Origin of the sequence: Klebsiella sp. CTHL.F3a, assembly GCF_019890895.1 — a bacterium.
Taxonomy (GTDB): Bacteria; Pseudomonadota; Gammaproteobacteria; order Enterobacterales; family Enterobacteriaceae; genus Klebsiella; species Klebsiella grimontii.
Window position 1 is genome coordinate 5,700,482 of the sequence record NZ_CP082360.1, and the last position, 14,245, is coordinate 5,714,726.

The following is a 14,245-nucleotide window of genomic DNA, read 5'->3' on the forward strand; positions in this document are numbered from 1 at the left end:
GTTAAATTAGCGTGAAAGACCGCTGAAATTTAGTTTTCACCCGCAATGATTTCGCGATCGTACCGGGCTTTTGTTATGCTTGCTGCTAGTAGCATTGGAAAGAGTCATTATGCAAGCCTGGTATTTACTTTATTGCAAACGTGGGCAGCTTGAACGCGCCCAGGAACACCTTGAGCGGCAGGCCGTGAATTGCCTGATGCCAACGATCGAGCTGGAAAAAATCGTCCGCGGTAAACGCACGACGGTCAGCGAGCCACTGTTCCCAAATTATCTGTTTATCGAGTTCGATCCGGAAGTGATTCATACCACCACCATCAGCGCAACGCGCGGTGTGAACAGCTTTGTGCGTTTCGGCGCGCTGCCCGCCATCGTGCCGTCTGCCGTCATTCATCAGCTTTCCATCTACAAACCAGAAGGGATCACCGATCCGGAAACGCCGCACGAAGGCGATAGCGTGCTGATTACCGATGGCGCCTTTGAGGGTCTGCAGGCTATTTTTACCGAACCGGACGGTGAAGCCCGTTCAATGCTGCTGCTGAATTTACTTAACAAGCAGGTGCTACAGAGCGTTAAAAATACTGATTTTTATAAAATCTGACGGCGTCTAAAAGCGCACGCCAAAGAGTCTTCTGACGTTAGCATCGGTAATCTCTTCCAGCCACTGCGCCTCTTCCCCACGCCATCCCGCGATGCTGGTCAGAATATGCGGCAGGTAGGCGGGCTCATTACGGCGGGAAGAGGGTTTTGGCCGCATATCGCGGGGCAACAAATAGGGCGCATCAGACTCAACCAGCAGGCGATCTGCCGGAATATCGGCCAGCAAGGATCGCAGCTCCAGCCCCCGACGCTCATCGCATACCCAGCCGGTGATACCAATAAATAAACCGTGCTCAAGGCATTCGCGCATCTCTTCACGGCTACCCGTAAAGCAATGCACAACGGCCCCCGGGAGCTTATCAAGCCAGGGAACCAGCAGGGCCAGAAAGCGCTCGTGCGCATCGCGACAGTGCAGAAATACCGGCATCGACAGCTCCGCTGCCAGCGCCAGCTGGGCGCTAAACGCCGCTTCTTGCTCCTGAGGCGCCGAAAAGTTGCGGTTGAAGTCGAGGCCGCATTCGCCAACCGCAACGACTTCCGGCTCGCGAGCCAGCGCATAGACCGCAGCCGCTACCGATTCCGTCCAGCAGCGACTATCGTGGGGATGAACGCCGGCCGTTGACCAGCATCCCGAATAACGGCGCGCCATCTGTTGCGCCTGCGCGCTTTCATGTAGGTTGGTTCCCGTCAACAGCATCCCGGTGACACCCGCCTCCCGAGCCCGGGAAACCACCTCATCGCGATCGCGGGAAAACTGCGAACTGGTCAGGTTTACGCCGATATCAAACATCATCGCTCCCATATGGCAACCGCCCTGGCGGGCGGTTGAGCGTTATTCTTCTTTACCCTGCGCCTCTTCGGCAGCGGCATCCTCGTCACGCGTAAGGCGTTTACCGGTGTAGAACCGCGCGAAGAAGACCCCAACCTCAAACAGACAGTACATCGGAATCGCCAGCAGAGTTTGCGAAAACACGTCCGGCGGAGTCAGCAGCATCCCCACAACGAATGCGCCAACCAGGACATAGGGACGTTTCTTACGCAGGTCTTCCGGCGTGGTGACGCCCATCCAGCACAGCAGCACGATGGCCACCGGAACCTCGAACGAGACGCCAAACGCGATAAACAGCGCCATCACAAAGTCGAGATAGCTGCGAATATCGGTAGAGACCTGTACGCCTTCAGGCGCCGCGTGGGTCAGAAAACCAAACGCCAGCGGGAAAACGACGAAGTAGGCGAAAGCCATACCGATATAGAACAGCAGCGTACTGGAGACCAGCAGCGGCATAACCAACCGACGCTCATGCTTATACAGCGCTGGCGCCACAAAGGCCCAGACCTGATACAGAATGACCGGTACCGATAAAATTATCGATACCATAAAGGTCAGCTTGATCGGCGTGAAGAAAGGCGAGGCCACATCCGTCGCGATCATGGTCGCGCCAACCGGCATCTGCCGAATAAGCGGCGCGGAAACCAGCTGATAGATATCGTTGGCGAAATAGACTAACGCCAGGAAAATGACCAGAATCGCAAGAATGCTGTTGATCAAGCGCTTGCGCAGCTCGATCAGATGCGTAATTAGCGGTTGAGTATCGTCTACGCCCATTTTTACTGTTTATCACTCGGTACAGGGGAGGAGGAATCGGAAGCCGCCACGGCAGTTTTTACTTTCACTGCCGGGATTTCACTCTGCGAAGCGGGAAGCTCTTCAGCCACGGGGTCAGGCGCATGCTCCGGCGCACTGACCTGGTGTTCAGCCGTCGCCGGCGTCACGTCCTTGCGCTGCTCTTCACTCCCTTTAACGACTGGGTTGTGAATGGTGTTGGCTTCGTCGCTGGCTTTTTCAGGATCGTGGGCGGAGTAGGATCGCTTCATAGATTCAGCCGCTTCACGCAGCTCATCCATTGAAGCTTTTAGCTCGGGCGTCAGGTTGTCCAGGCTGGCCTTTTCCACCTTTTTAAGGCTTTCCTGAAACTCCTGCAGTTTTAATTCCTGCGTTATTTCATTTTGTACGGTAGCCGCAAGCGACCGCAGCGTGCGGATCCAGCTAACCACCGTCTTTACCGCTACCGGCAGTCGCTGCGGCCCCAAAACGATGAGGCCAATCACGAATACCAGCAGCAGCTCACTAAAACCGATATCGAACACGAATTACACCTGCTCTTTGTCGTGGCGTTTAGTCTCGTCTTTCTTTACATCATCCGGTTTATCAGCAAGGGTTTTCGCCGCAAAATCGGCATCGGGTGCGGATTTTTCCGGTTTATCTTCGTCGCTCATGGCCTTTTTAAAGCCTTTGATCGACGCCCCTAGATCTGAACCGAGCGAGCTCAGCTTTTTTGTCCCAAAAAGCAGAACCACGATGACGACAACAATGAGTAACTGCCAAATACTGATACCACCCATACACATTCCCCTATGACAGATGATGAATTATTAGGACGCATTATACACATTATGCGCAGTGATAAAGGCGGCCGCCGTCAGTTCGTCTTTCGCCAGCCGATAAGCCAGGTTACGACGCCAGCGGCCATCAGCCAGCCGGGCATCATGCCCCACTCGGGACGATGAATGAATAGCAGCGTACCACTCAGTAATAAAACCGCGCCTATACCAAACAGATAGCGGGATTGACCCTGGCGCACGTGCCGCACCTGGATGTCGCGCACGATGGTATCGACGCTATTCTGCAGCTGCTTGCTTTGCTGCAGGCTCTGGTACACCAGTTCCGGTATTTCCGGCATTCTTTCGATCCAGAACGGCGCTTTTTCTTTAAACGCCCGAACCAGAGCTGGAATGCCCACCTGATCTTTGATCCATGACTCAAGGAACGGTTTCGCCGTTTTCCACAAGTCTAACTGAGGATAGAGCTGGCGACCTACACCTTCTACGTAAAGTAATGTCTTCTGCAGCAGAACCAGCTGCGGCTGCACTTCCATATTGAAACGTCGCGCCGTATTAAACAGGTTCAACAACACGTGGCCAAACGAGATTTCCGCCAGCGGTTTTTCAAAAATAGGCTCGCAGACGGTACGAATAGCAAACTCGAACTCTTCAACGTTGGTATCCGCGGGAACCCAGCCGGAATCAACGTGCAGCTCCGCAACTTTGCGGTAATCCCGATTAAAGAAGGCAATGAAGTTCTCCGCCAGATAGCGCTTATCTTCTTTGTTCAGCGAACCGACGATACCGCAGTCAATACCAATATACTGCGGATCTTCCGGATGATTACGGCTGACAAAAATATTGCCCGGATGCATGTCAGCATGGAAGAAGCTGTCGCGGAAAACCTGGGTAAAGAAGACCTGCACGCCACGCTCGGCCAGCAGCTTCATGTTAGTCCCCTGCGCTTCCAACGCGGCGACGTCGGACACCGGGATCCCGTAAATCCGCTCCATCACCATCATGCCTTCGCTGCAGTAGTCCGAATAAACTTCCGGGACATAAAGCATTGGGCTCTCGTCGAAGTTGCGGCGAAGCTGGATAGCGTTCGCCGATTCACGCAGCAGGTTGAGCTCATCCAACAGCGTTTTTTCGTATTCGCGAACCACTTCCTGCGGGCGAAGGCGACGGCCGTCCGGTAACAGACGCGGCACCCAGCGGGCAAGACGGTAGATGAGCTTCATATCCGCTTTAATAACCGGAACGATATCCGGGCGGATCACCTTAATGACCACCTCTTTGCCGTTCTCTTTCAGACGCGCGGTATGCACCTGGGCAATAGAAGCGGAAGCGAGCGGTTCAATCGAGAAATCATCAAACCAGGCTTCTACCGGCAGGCCGCCCATGGCTTGCTCAATCTGCTTTTTGGCCTGCAGACCGTCAAAAGGCGCGACGCGATCCTGCAGCATGGCCAACTGATCGGCAATGTGCGGCGGAAACAGGTCGCGACGGGTCGAGAGCATCTGGCCAAACTTGATCCACACTGGCCCCAGTTCCTGTAATGCGAGACGCAGTCGCTCGCCAAGAGGACGATCTTTGTGGCGATTGGGCATCCAGAAGAGCATCCGCCTCCAGATTCGCAGCGGCAGCGTGATACGCATTTTGGGAATGAGCTCATCCAGCCCGTAGCTCAAAAAGGTGTGGACGATAAAATACAGGCGCCGTATTTCTCCTGGCGTCATTTGCCCTCCAGCGTTTCCAGCCGTTTTTCCAGCGCGGCCAGGGTTCGTTCCACCGCAGCGGTTTCCTCTGCAAACCAGGCCAGCTCCAGCGGCCCAGGCGCCAGACGCCACTCTTCGGTAATCACTTCCGCGACATAGCGCTGCTGGCGCTGAGCGCCATGCAGAAGAAAACGAGCGCCGCCGCGTAATACTTTACTGAAGCCTTCCGCAACAACATCACCGGTATACGGGGCGAGCAGTTCAGCCGGATCGAACTCCGCCAGATCGCAGAGCGTGACGGTATTTTGCACCACCTGCAGATCGCCCTCTACTTCGAGATCGCCGCTACGAATCAGCGCGGTAAGCTGCTGACGATTGCGCAGCTGCGGAAGCACGCTCAGGCGGGTACGCACGGTGCAGTCAGCCTCGCCTTCCCATGCGCCCAGCACGTCTACCTGACGCTCGCTAAAAACCAGCACCACGGGTGCGGAAAGCTCTTGCAGCTCGACGCGCAGCACTTTCCCCAGCAGACGCTGGCGGGCGGGTTTCAGCGCCCGATCGCGCCAGAGGAAAGCATTGAGGACCGTCTCAAGACCGGCGGTAACCAGTGGTTTGAAAGGCATATCGTCCCTCCTGTCAGAACTTATAACCGCGGTGTAGCGCAACGATACCTGCCGTGAGGTTGTAGTAGTCGACGCTTTCAAACCCTGCGTCCTGCATCATGCCTTTCAGCGTCTCCTGATCGGGGTGCATTCGAATAGATTCAGCAAGATAACGATAGCTTTCGGCATCTTTAGCAACCAGCTCACCCACGCGCGGCAGAATATGGAAGGAATAAGCGTCGTAGGCTTTGCTGAGCGGCTCAATAATCGGTTTCGAGAATTCCAGCACCAGCAGACGACCGCCCGGTTTTAGCACGCGATACATGGAGCGCAGCGCTTTTTCTTTATCGGTCACATTTCGCAGGCCGAAGGAAATCGTAATACAATCAAAGGTATTGTCCGCAAAAGGCAGCGCTTCAGCGTTTGCCTGGACGTATTCCACGTTGCCGACGATGCCGATGTTGCGCAGCTTCTCACGGCCCATTTTAAGCATTGAGTCGTTGATATCCGCTAGCATCACGCGGCCGGTTTCTCCCACCAGACGAGAGAATTTCGCCGTCAGATCGCCGGTACCACCCGCCAGATCCAATACGGTTTGCCCGCGGCGGACGCCGCTGCAGTCGATGGTGAAACGCTTCCACAAACGATGAATACCGAACGACATCAGGTCGTTCATGACGTCATATTTTGCGGCCACAGAATGAAATACATGCGCCACCATGTCAGCTTTCTGCTCTTTGGCGACAGTCTGAAAGCCAAAATGCGTCGTTTCTTGTGAATCCTCAACCATCTCAATGCCTGCTTACTTATCAAGAAAATGTTCGTTGAGTGTAACAGGTTTAGCGCACTTCCCATACGCTTCAACGCGGCTGAGGGCGGTTATCATATGCGGCGGCAGCGGCCGTATCGGAAGAAAAATTGTTATCTTCCTGAACGTTACCGTCATCTGTAAGGAAGTATTCCTCATCCTGTGTGATTGCCTGTTCGACTAAGTCAGGATTAATCCCACGTTTAACCTCCACGCCCAGCTCGCGAAATGATTCCGCCTGCACCAGCAGGTTGCCTCGCCCGGAAGCGAGCTTTTTCATCGCCTGGCGGTAGTTATCCTGGGCTTTATCCAGGCTCTGGCCGATAGCGGACATATCGTCAACAAATAGGCGCATTTTGTCGTACAGCCGCCCCGCTCTTTCGGCAATTTTCTGCGCGTTACGGCTCTGATGCTCATAGCGCCAGAGATTGGCGATAGTCCGCAGCGCCACCAGCAGCGTGGTCGGGCTCACCAGCATAATGTTGTTTTTCAGCGCTTCGCTAATGAGTTCCGGCTGGCGATCGATCGCCAGCAGGAAGGCTGGCTCCACCGGGATAAACATCAGAACGTAGTCGAGCGAGCGCAATCCCGGCAGTTGCTGGTAGTCTTTACGCCCCAGCAGGCGCATATGGTTGCGTACGGAAGCGATATGCTCCTGCAGCGCCGCTTCACGTGTGTAATCATCTTCGGCATTGAAATAGCGTTCGTAGGCCACCAGGGTCATCTTGGCATCGATAACCACGTCTTTCCCCTGCGGCAAACGGACAATCACATCGGGCTGCATCCGCGAGCGGTTGTCCGTTTCGATGCTCACCTGGGTCTGATATTCATGACCCTCCCGCAGCCCGGACGCTTCCAGCACGCGGGTCAATACCACCTCGCCCCAGTTGCCCTGGGTTTTGTTATCGCCCTTAAGCGCGCGAGTCAGGTTCAGCGCCTCTTGGGCCATTTGCGCATTAAGCTGCTGGAGATTACGGATTTCATGAGCCAGGGTGTGGCGCTCCCGCGCTTCCTGGCCAAAGCTATCCTGCACCTGACGGCGAAAACCATCCAGTTGCTCGCGAAGCGGCGTCAGCAGGCCGTGCAGGCTCTGGCGATTCTGCTCATCCACCCGTCGGTTGCTGTGCTCAAAGATGCGGTTCGCCAGATTCTCAAACTGCTCGCTAAGCCGCTGCTCGCTGTTGACCATCTGGCGGATTTTATCTTCGGCATGCAGCTGAGTGGATTCAAGGCGGGTTGTCACTTCACGGAGATCGGCCTCCAGCGAGGCGTTGATATCGCGCAGGCTGCGCAGCTCGTTATTGAGCAGCTCGCACTCTTCTCGCCAGTGGGACTCCTGCACCAGCTGCTGGCGGGCCGCGCTCAGTTCAATATCCAGCTCGCGCCGCTCTTCAATAAGATCGGCGCGAATTTGATCGGCGTGCGCTTTCGTCGCCAGCCAGCCAACAATCAGGCCCACGGCTAGCGCCGCAACGGCACTCATAATAATCGAAATATCCACAACGCCCCCTGCGGCAACCACTTACGGCACAAAATAGAATTGTGCTGTACAAACGTCCAGTTGGAAAGGGTTTTCCTGCGAGGCGCTACGCAAAAAAGAAGAGCCGGAGAGTCCGGCCCTTTTCGGAAAGGAGAAGAACTACAGCAGGCGACGCGCCGCTTCCACGACAATTTTCACCGCATGGCTTTCGGTTTGCTTCATGGTTTCCGCGTTCGGAATTTCCTGCTGGGTACGGTTGACGATAACCCCGGCAACCATCCCGGCGCGCAGGCCCTGGCTGGCGCACATCGTCAGCAGCGTGGCGGATTCCATTTCATAGTTCATCACGCCCATCGACTGCCACTCTTCCATCGAGCCTTTAAAGCGGCTCACAACGCGGCCGGAGAAGGTGTCGTAACGTTCCTGTCCCGGATAGAAGGTGTCGGAGGAGGCAGTCACGCCGATATGGGTGGTCGCGCCGATAGATTTCGCCGCTTCAACCAGCGCGGTAGTGCATTCAAAATCAGCCACCGCCGGGAACTCCATGGGCGCAAAGTGCAGACTTGCACCGTCCAGGCGCACAGAAGCGGTAGTCACCAGAACATCGCCTACGTTGATGTGCGGCTGGATGGCGCCGGTGGTGCCAATGCGCAGGAAGGTACGGATGCCGAGCTGGGCCAGTTCTTCCACGGCGATAGAGGTCGATGGGCCGCCGATACCGGTGGAGCAGACAATCACTGCTTTACCGTCCAGCTCCGCGCGCCAGGTGGTGAATTCACGGTGAGATGCCAGCTTAACCGGCTTATCCATCAGCGCGGCGATCTTTTCCACACGCTCTGGATCGCCAGGGACGATAGCCAGCGTAGCCCCTTGTAAATCGTTTTTGGTGAGGCCGAGATGAAAAACATCAGACTTGGACATAAAAAACTCCTCTGTGGGTCGAATTATCAGCAGAAGCAAAACGGTACTTTACAGAAGCTGTCGGCTCAATTTTGTGACAACAATCACCATGAATGAAATTCATTGCAATAACTTTCCATAAAATAGTGATACACATCACATTAACAAGCGAAATCGCGGAAGCCTGAACAAAAGATAGCCTGTTTCGGGCACTGTGTTTGGTTAACGTCCTGTCCAGAGCAGCTATAGTTATTGCTGCGCTAATAAATTAAGGGTACGGAGAATACCATGACGACAATTAAGCAAACCGGCTTTGCACCTGCAGCCACGCCGCACGCCTCAACTGCCGTTCACACATCAGATGAGAACATCGTCTCCGGAGAGACATCAATCCCTTCGCAGGGGGATAACATGCCGGCATTCCACGCCCGCCCGGGGAACGTCGACGGCCCGCTGCCGGTCGTTATTGTGGTTCAGGAAATTTTCGGCGTGCATGAACATATCCGCGATATTTGCCGCCGTCTGGCGAAAGAGGGGTATCTGGCTATCGCACCAGAGCTGTACTTCCGCCAGGGCGACCCTAATGATTACAGCGACATCCCTTCTCTGTTCCAGGGGCTGGTTAAAAAAGTGCCGGACTCTCAAGTGCTGGCCGACCTCGATCACGTGGCCAGTTGGGCCTCCCGCCACGGCGGCGATGCCCATCGCCTGCTGATTACCGGCTTCTGCTGGGGCGGGCGCATTACCTGGCTGTACGCTGCGCATAACCCGCAGCTAAAAGCCGCCGTCGCCTGGTACGGCAAACTGGTCGGAGAGAAAACGTTGAATTCGCCGAAGCATCCGGTCGATATTGCCGTCGATCTCAACGCGCCGGTTTTAGGGCTCTATGGCGCGAAAGATGACAGCATTCCGCAGGATACGGTGGAAACCATGCGCCAGGCGCTGCGGGCGGCCAACGCCACGGCGGAGATCGTGGTTTACCCGCACGCTGACCACGCCTTTAATGCCGACTATCGCGCCAGCTATCATGAAGAGTCGGCGAAGGACGGCTGGCAACGGATGCTGGCCTGGTTTGCCCAGCATGGCAGTAAGCGCGGTTAAAGTTCAGCTATTGCCGATATGGCGCTTCACCATCCCGGCAATAGTACCGTCCGCTATCCATGAAGAAAGGCAGCGGCAAATAAATTCATAATGCTGCGGCGCATTGCGCGGTACGCATATCGCCTGGCGTATCTGGCTAAAGCTGTCGGGCAGAACGCGCAACGCCGGGTTTTCCTGCGCGGCTTGCTCCAGAGGCTGGCGAATACCGGCCGCCATATCGCCTTCGCCGTGGATGAACGCCTGAATAGCCTCCTGAGAAGTGGCGTACTGGCGCATCGTCGCGTGTTTTAGCGTGCGAATCAGATACAGCTCGTAGGCCGCACCTTTGCCCACGTTTATCACCACACCTTCTCGGTCCATCTCCTGAACCGACCCTATTTCACTCTCTTTTTTAACCATCGCCGAGCTTTCGATGGTGACGTAGGGCGGCGTGAAGCGAAGCTTATCTTCCCGCGCCGGGTCGATAGCCAGAAAGGCGATATCCCATTGATCCTGCAGCGCAGCATCCACGACCTGCCCGGCCGTCGGCCAGGTCACAAACCGCGCTTCGCGCTGGCTCTCTGCCGCCAGCCTCTTTGCCAGCTCAACGGTTATCCCCCCCGGGGCACCTCCCGGCAACAGTGTCGTAAGAACCGGGTTACCCAGGTTAATGGCAAAACGCAAAAAGTCTTTTCGATCGTGGTGTTCACTCACTTTTCACCTCCGGACAGTCGCAACAGCCTCGTTTCAGAAAACGTTAAACGGTAGTCAAAGAGATCCGCCCTGAACAACCTCCAGCCATTGGACGCTACCTTGCTGGTTCAGCATTCTCAATGCTGCGCGCCGCAGCATTTTTTATATTTACGCCCGCTGCCGCAGGGGCAAGGGTCGTTGCGGGAAGCCATCATCGGCGCCTGCTGCGCCTCTTGCGCCAGCCACTGCATTATCGCCGGAAGCGGATAACCGTTGTCCAGGAGCTGCCGCCAGACGTTCATATATGGCGTCACGTGTTTGAAAAAGTGCTGATAGCCCGCGCACAGATAGCTGTGGCCGGGACGGCCGCTCGGGGAAACGGCGAAACGATGCTTCGGGCAGCCGCCGTGGCAAACAAAACGAAACTCGCAGCGGCGGCAATCTGCCGTTAGCGTCTCTTGCTTCGCCTGACCAAAGGCGATGGCCTGCGCGCTATTGTTCAGCTCCCGGATGCTCTGCTGATGAATATTGCCCAGCCTGTGCTCCGGGTAAACATAGTGATCGCAGTTATACAGATCGCCATTCGATTCCAGCGCAAAAGCGTGGCCGCAGGTGGCCGAATGTACGCACAGCACCGGCGGCTGGCCGGTCCACGCCGCCAGGGCGACGTCAAACATCTGCACATAGACGCGATCGACGTCGCGACGCACCCAGATATCGAAAATTTGGTTAAGAAACTCGCCGAACTGCCAGGAGGGTACCGTCCAGGGCGCCAGCCGCGCCGCGCTCTCCCCCGGCAGTACCAGCTGTAGCGGAGCCGAGGCGTCGCTGCTCATTCGTTCGACCAGCGGGATAAACTGCATATAGCGCGAACCGGCCGCCAGCAGGAAATCGTACACTTCGCGGGCGTGATCAACGTTATGCTTGCCGACCACGGTCAGGGTGTTGAACTCAACGTTATGGGACTTCAATAGCGCCATCGCCGCAACGACCTTCTCGTGGGTTCCCTTTCCCGCGCGGTTGACGCGGTACTGGTTATGTAGATGCGCCGGACCGTCTATCGACAAGCCCACCAGAAAACCCTGCTCGGCAAAAAAACGCGCCCACTCATCGTCCACCAGTACGCCGTTAGTTTGCAGCGCATGTTCTATCTTCTTACCGTTGGCGTACTTGTCACACAGCTCAACGACTCGGTGAAAGAACGGCAGCCCCATCATCGTCGGCTCGCCGCCCTGCCAGGCAAAGGTCACCGCATCGCCGGACTGGGCGGCAATATGCTGGCGAATATAGTTTTCCAGCGTCTCATCGGACATGCGCCAGTTTTTATTCCGTTCCGGATAAAGCGCTTCTTTTTCCAGATAAAAGCAGTAGGTGCAATCGATGTTACACACCGAGCCGCTCGGCTTTGCCATCACGTGGCAGCCATGAATCATGCTAATTTCCCCTGCTTTGATGGCCCGGTAAATTCTGCCATTAACTGTTCTCTACAATGTACTGATAGCAGCTGGCGATATGGCGGGCGATGGTATATTCCACCAGCTCACCGCGATCGTTAAATCCCTGGCGAGTCTTCACCAGCAGCGGCTCGCCTGCGGCAACCTGCAAAATATCGCAGTCCTGGGTCGTCGGCAGCTCGGCGGTAATGGTGTCTTTATAGCTATCGATATTCTCGCCGCGCTGTTCCAGCGCGCTGTACAATCCTTCTTTAAATGCGTCTAACGTCAGTTCGCCCAGACGCGGCGTCAGCCAGATATAGTTTACCTGCGCGGGAAGTTCGTTTTGTCGATAGATCGTACGGGTGAGACGCTGAATTTTCTGCTCCGCCGGGAGCACGAACGCCTGCGCCACTTCCGGCGGCGGTAAGAGCAGCTCAAGTGTCAGATTATGTCGCGAAATAGAGTGCTGCTGCTGGCCGTCAATCAGTCGAATGCGGGTTTTTACACCCTGTTTCTCGGAGGTGCTGATGACCATGGTGCCAATACCGGCCTGGCGTTTGACCAGCCCTTTTGCGGCAAGCTCGGCCAGCGCGCGCCGGGCCGTGATGCGGCTAACGCCGAACAGCTCTTCAAATTCGGCTTCGGTAGGCAGGACATCATTCTTCTTGTAGGTTCCGGACCTCAGCTTTTCCAGCAGGATGTCGTATAGCTGGGCGTACAAAGGCTTCGCCCCGCGAGAATAGTCCAGTTCTTCTTTCATTAACTTCGCACTCCTGTTCCCCGGCCGTGGCCGGGGGTACCCCTTAATCAAGTCGCATTTCTAACGCCATCTTATAGTACACGCTCTGATGCTGCTCCTCCGGAACCTCGTTCTGCACGAACGCCCACAAATTTTGCCGATCCCAGTTCGGCTGACAGGCGGCCCGCAGCTTTTCAGCCAGAGCGTTCTGTCCGCCCCCCTCCAGATGCTGCAGCAACGCATACAGCCCGTAGCGCACCTGCGGCGCAAAAGCGGACAGCTCCGGCAGCAGATGCGGATCCCGCCCGAGCAGCGGGCCTTGCGCATCGTCCAGCCCGTAGCGCGCGTACAGTTCGCCGGGCGCATCGTTTTCCTGCATCATGAAAATCATCTGCTCCCGCAGTCGCCGCGCCGCTTGTTGATCCCGACACTGGGTTTGCTGCGTCGGATCGCTCTGTAAATCATACAAGCGATGACCAAAGCGATCGGCGCCGCGGGTCATTACCGACTCGGCGGGAACTTTCATTACCGGGCAGCCCTTAGTAAAGCGAAACGGCGGATGCAGCGTCGTTGCGCGTAGCTCCTGCGGCGTAAAGCGGCGGTTGATCCGCGTTGGCATCAGGGTGTATTCGTACAGGCCATCAACGCCGCGCTCAACGGGCGAACGCATATAAACATAGCGACCATCAGTAATATTGATATGGCAGCCGTGATAACCAAACAGGGCATAGTCGCGTACCGGCGTATCGTCGCGCAACGCGGGCAACAGCGAGACGCCCTGCATATCCGCCGGTTTATTCAGGCCAAAACAGTCCAACAGCGTCGCGGGAAGATCGATGGTCTGCACCAGCGCCTGACGAGACTCGCCCGCGCCGCCGTACTGCGGATGCCAGATAAATAAGGGAACATTCGCCACTTCGTTATACAGCGGCATGATATTTTTCCCCCACCACTCATGCTCGCCGAGCAGAAAACCGTGGTCGGTGTTGACGATCAGCAGCGTGTCGCGCCACAGATCGTAACGATCCATATAGTCCAGCACCTTCCCGACGTACGCATCCACCATCGTCAGCAGCGCCATGTAGTACCGTTGGATCACGCTCTTGCGTTCGGCGCTTTCGGTGACGAAGTAGTACGGCGGCCAGCCGTCGAACTGCGCGGGATCGTCAATGCCGTACATCTTCAGGTATTTTTCCGGCACAAAAAACGGCTCATGCGGATCGAAACACTCCAGCTGCAGAAACCAGCTGTCGCTGGCGTGGTTGGCGTCGATAAACGCCAGCCCTTTGCCAATCGTCCGCGCCAGATGATGATCCTCTTCGTTCTGCATAAACTGCGCGTTGATCTGATGCTGAACCCGGCTGGCGATGCGCCGCTGTTTGATCTCCTCCGGCTCGCCGGATTCGTAGCGGTATTTCGGCTTATTTACCACGCCTTTCCAGGCATCGCCCTCCTGACCGCGCACAAACTCGTAGGTACTGTAGCGAGAGTGATAGGTCGCCCCGCCGTCGCGCCAGTAGTGTTTATGGTCCGTCACCAGATGGGTGTGAATGCCGTTCTTCTTCAGCAGCTCCGGAACCGAATCATCGAACGGCTCGATCGGTGACCAGCCGCGATGTAAAAAGTTATAGCGTCCGGTATGCAGCTCCCGGCGCGCGGGCATGCAGGGCATGCTGCCGACATAGGCGTTATCAAAACGAACCGTACGCTCCTTCAGCCGCTGAAAATTCGGCGTGATCGCCCTGTCGCTGCCGTAGGCCGACAGCAGGCGCTTATTCAGCGAATCAAACATCAACATAATCGCTTTCAT

Annotated in this window: 15 protein-coding genes; 2 read left to right on the plus strand and 13 right to left on the minus strand. The window is 56.1% G+C overall.

From position 1 onward, the window contains the following. Positions 1 to 109: 109 nt before the first annotated feature. Positions 110 to 598 (plus strand): transcription/translation regulatory transformer protein RfaH, encoded by a 489-nt coding sequence (rfaH, locus tag K7H21_RS26690; RefSeq protein WP_004097595.1) that lies wholly within the window; start codon positions 110 to 112, stop codon positions 596 to 598. Between the two features lie 6 nt (positions 599 to 604). Here the strand turns inward: rfaH and tatD are convergent, their stop codons facing one another. The 9 genes from tatD to udp form a co-directional block, all read right to left on the minus strand. Further along, positions 605 to 1,399 (minus strand): 3'-5' ssDNA/RNA exonuclease TatD, encoded by a 795-nt coding sequence (tatD, locus tag K7H21_RS26695; protein ID WP_176690165.1) that lies wholly within the window; start codon positions 1,397 to 1,399, stop codon positions 605 to 607. A 30-nt stretch (positions 1,400 to 1,429) separates the two neighbouring features. Then, positions 1,430 to 2,203 (minus strand): Sec-independent protein translocase subunit TatC, encoded by a 774-nt coding sequence (gene tatC / locus K7H21_RS26700; RefSeq protein WP_004107787.1) that lies wholly within the window; start codon positions 2,201 to 2,203, stop codon positions 1,430 to 1,432. Between the two features lie 2 nt (positions 2,204 to 2,205). Then, complete coding sequence (tatB, locus tag K7H21_RS26705) at positions 2,206 to 2,745, minus strand: Sec-independent protein translocase protein TatB (RefSeq protein WP_004127539.1); 540 nt, start codon at positions 2,743 to 2,745, stop codon at positions 2,206 to 2,208. A 3-nt stretch (positions 2,746 to 2,748) separates the two neighbouring features. Then, on the minus strand, positions 2,749 to 3,000 hold the full coding sequence (gene tatA / locus K7H21_RS26710; RefSeq protein WP_004127537.1) for a Sec-independent protein translocase subunit TatA: 252 nt from the start codon (positions 2,998 to 3,000) through the stop codon (positions 2,749 to 2,751). 77 nt (positions 3,001 to 3,077) lie between these two features. Next, the gene (gene ubiB / locus K7H21_RS26715; protein ID WP_004127535.1) at positions 3,078 to 4,718 is read right to left on the minus strand and encodes a ubiquinone biosynthesis regulatory protein kinase UbiB; all 1,641 of its coding nucleotides are present in this window, start codon (positions 4,716 to 4,718) and stop codon (positions 3,078 to 3,080) included. Next, positions 4,715 to 5,320, minus strand: coding sequence for a ubiquinone biosynthesis protein UbiJ (gene ubiJ / locus K7H21_RS26720; RefSeq protein WP_004127533.1), 606 nt, complete (start codon positions 5,318 to 5,320; stop codon positions 4,715 to 4,717). Before ubiJ ends, ubiB begins: the two co-directional genes overlap by 4 nt. A 13-nt stretch (positions 5,321 to 5,333) precedes the next feature. Beyond that, positions 5,334 to 6,089, minus strand: coding sequence for a bifunctional demethylmenaquinone methyltransferase/2-methoxy-6-polyprenyl-1,4-benzoquinol methylase UbiE (ubiE, locus tag K7H21_RS26725; RefSeq protein WP_004127530.1), 756 nt, complete (start codon positions 6,087 to 6,089; stop codon positions 5,334 to 5,336). 70 nt (positions 6,090 to 6,159) lie between these two features. Further along, on the minus strand, positions 6,160 to 7,608 hold the full coding sequence (gene rmuC, locus K7H21_RS26730) for a DNA recombination protein RmuC (protein ID WP_004127527.1): 1,449 nt from the start codon (positions 7,606 to 7,608) through the stop codon (positions 6,160 to 6,162). 138 nt (positions 7,609 to 7,746) lie between these two features. After that, positions 7,747 to 8,508, minus strand: coding sequence for a uridine phosphorylase (gene udp / locus K7H21_RS26735; protein WP_004127525.1), 762 nt, complete (start codon positions 8,506 to 8,508; stop codon positions 7,747 to 7,749). A gap of 267 nt (positions 8,509 to 8,775) precedes the next feature. Between udp and K7H21_RS26740 the strand changes: the two genes are divergently transcribed. Next, the gene (locus K7H21_RS26740) at positions 8,776 to 9,588 is read left to right on the plus strand and encodes a dienelactone hydrolase family protein (protein WP_004127522.1); all 813 of its coding nucleotides are present in this window, start codon (positions 8,776 to 8,778) and stop codon (positions 9,586 to 9,588) included. 3 nt (positions 9,589 to 9,591) lie between these two features. Here K7H21_RS26740 and K7H21_RS26745 read toward each other — a convergent pair whose 3' ends face one another. From K7H21_RS26745 to K7H21_RS26760, 4 genes are all read right to left on the minus strand, one after another. After that, positions 9,592 to 10,281 carry a transporter substrate-binding domain-containing protein gene (locus tag K7H21_RS26745; protein ID WP_004127518.1) on the minus strand — a complete coding sequence of 230 codons (690 nt, stop codon included), beginning with the start codon at positions 10,279 to 10,281 and terminating at the stop codon, positions 9,592 to 9,594. 116 nt (positions 10,282 to 10,397) lie between these two features. Next, on the minus strand, positions 10,398 to 11,693 hold the full coding sequence (locus tag K7H21_RS26750) for an anaerobic sulfatase maturase (RefSeq protein ID WP_004127514.1): 1,296 nt from the start codon (positions 11,691 to 11,693) through the stop codon (positions 10,398 to 10,400). 40 nt (positions 11,694 to 11,733) lie between these two features. Then, on the minus strand, positions 11,734 to 12,456 hold the full coding sequence (locus tag K7H21_RS26755) for a GntR family transcriptional regulator (RefSeq protein WP_004127511.1): 723 nt from the start codon (positions 12,454 to 12,456) through the stop codon (positions 11,734 to 11,736). Between the two features lie 43 nt (positions 12,457 to 12,499). Continuing rightward, the gene (locus K7H21_RS26760) at positions 12,500 to 14,245 is read right to left on the minus strand and encodes a sulfatase (RefSeq protein WP_004127507.1); all 1,746 of its coding nucleotides are present in this window, start codon (positions 14,243 to 14,245) and stop codon (positions 12,500 to 12,502) included.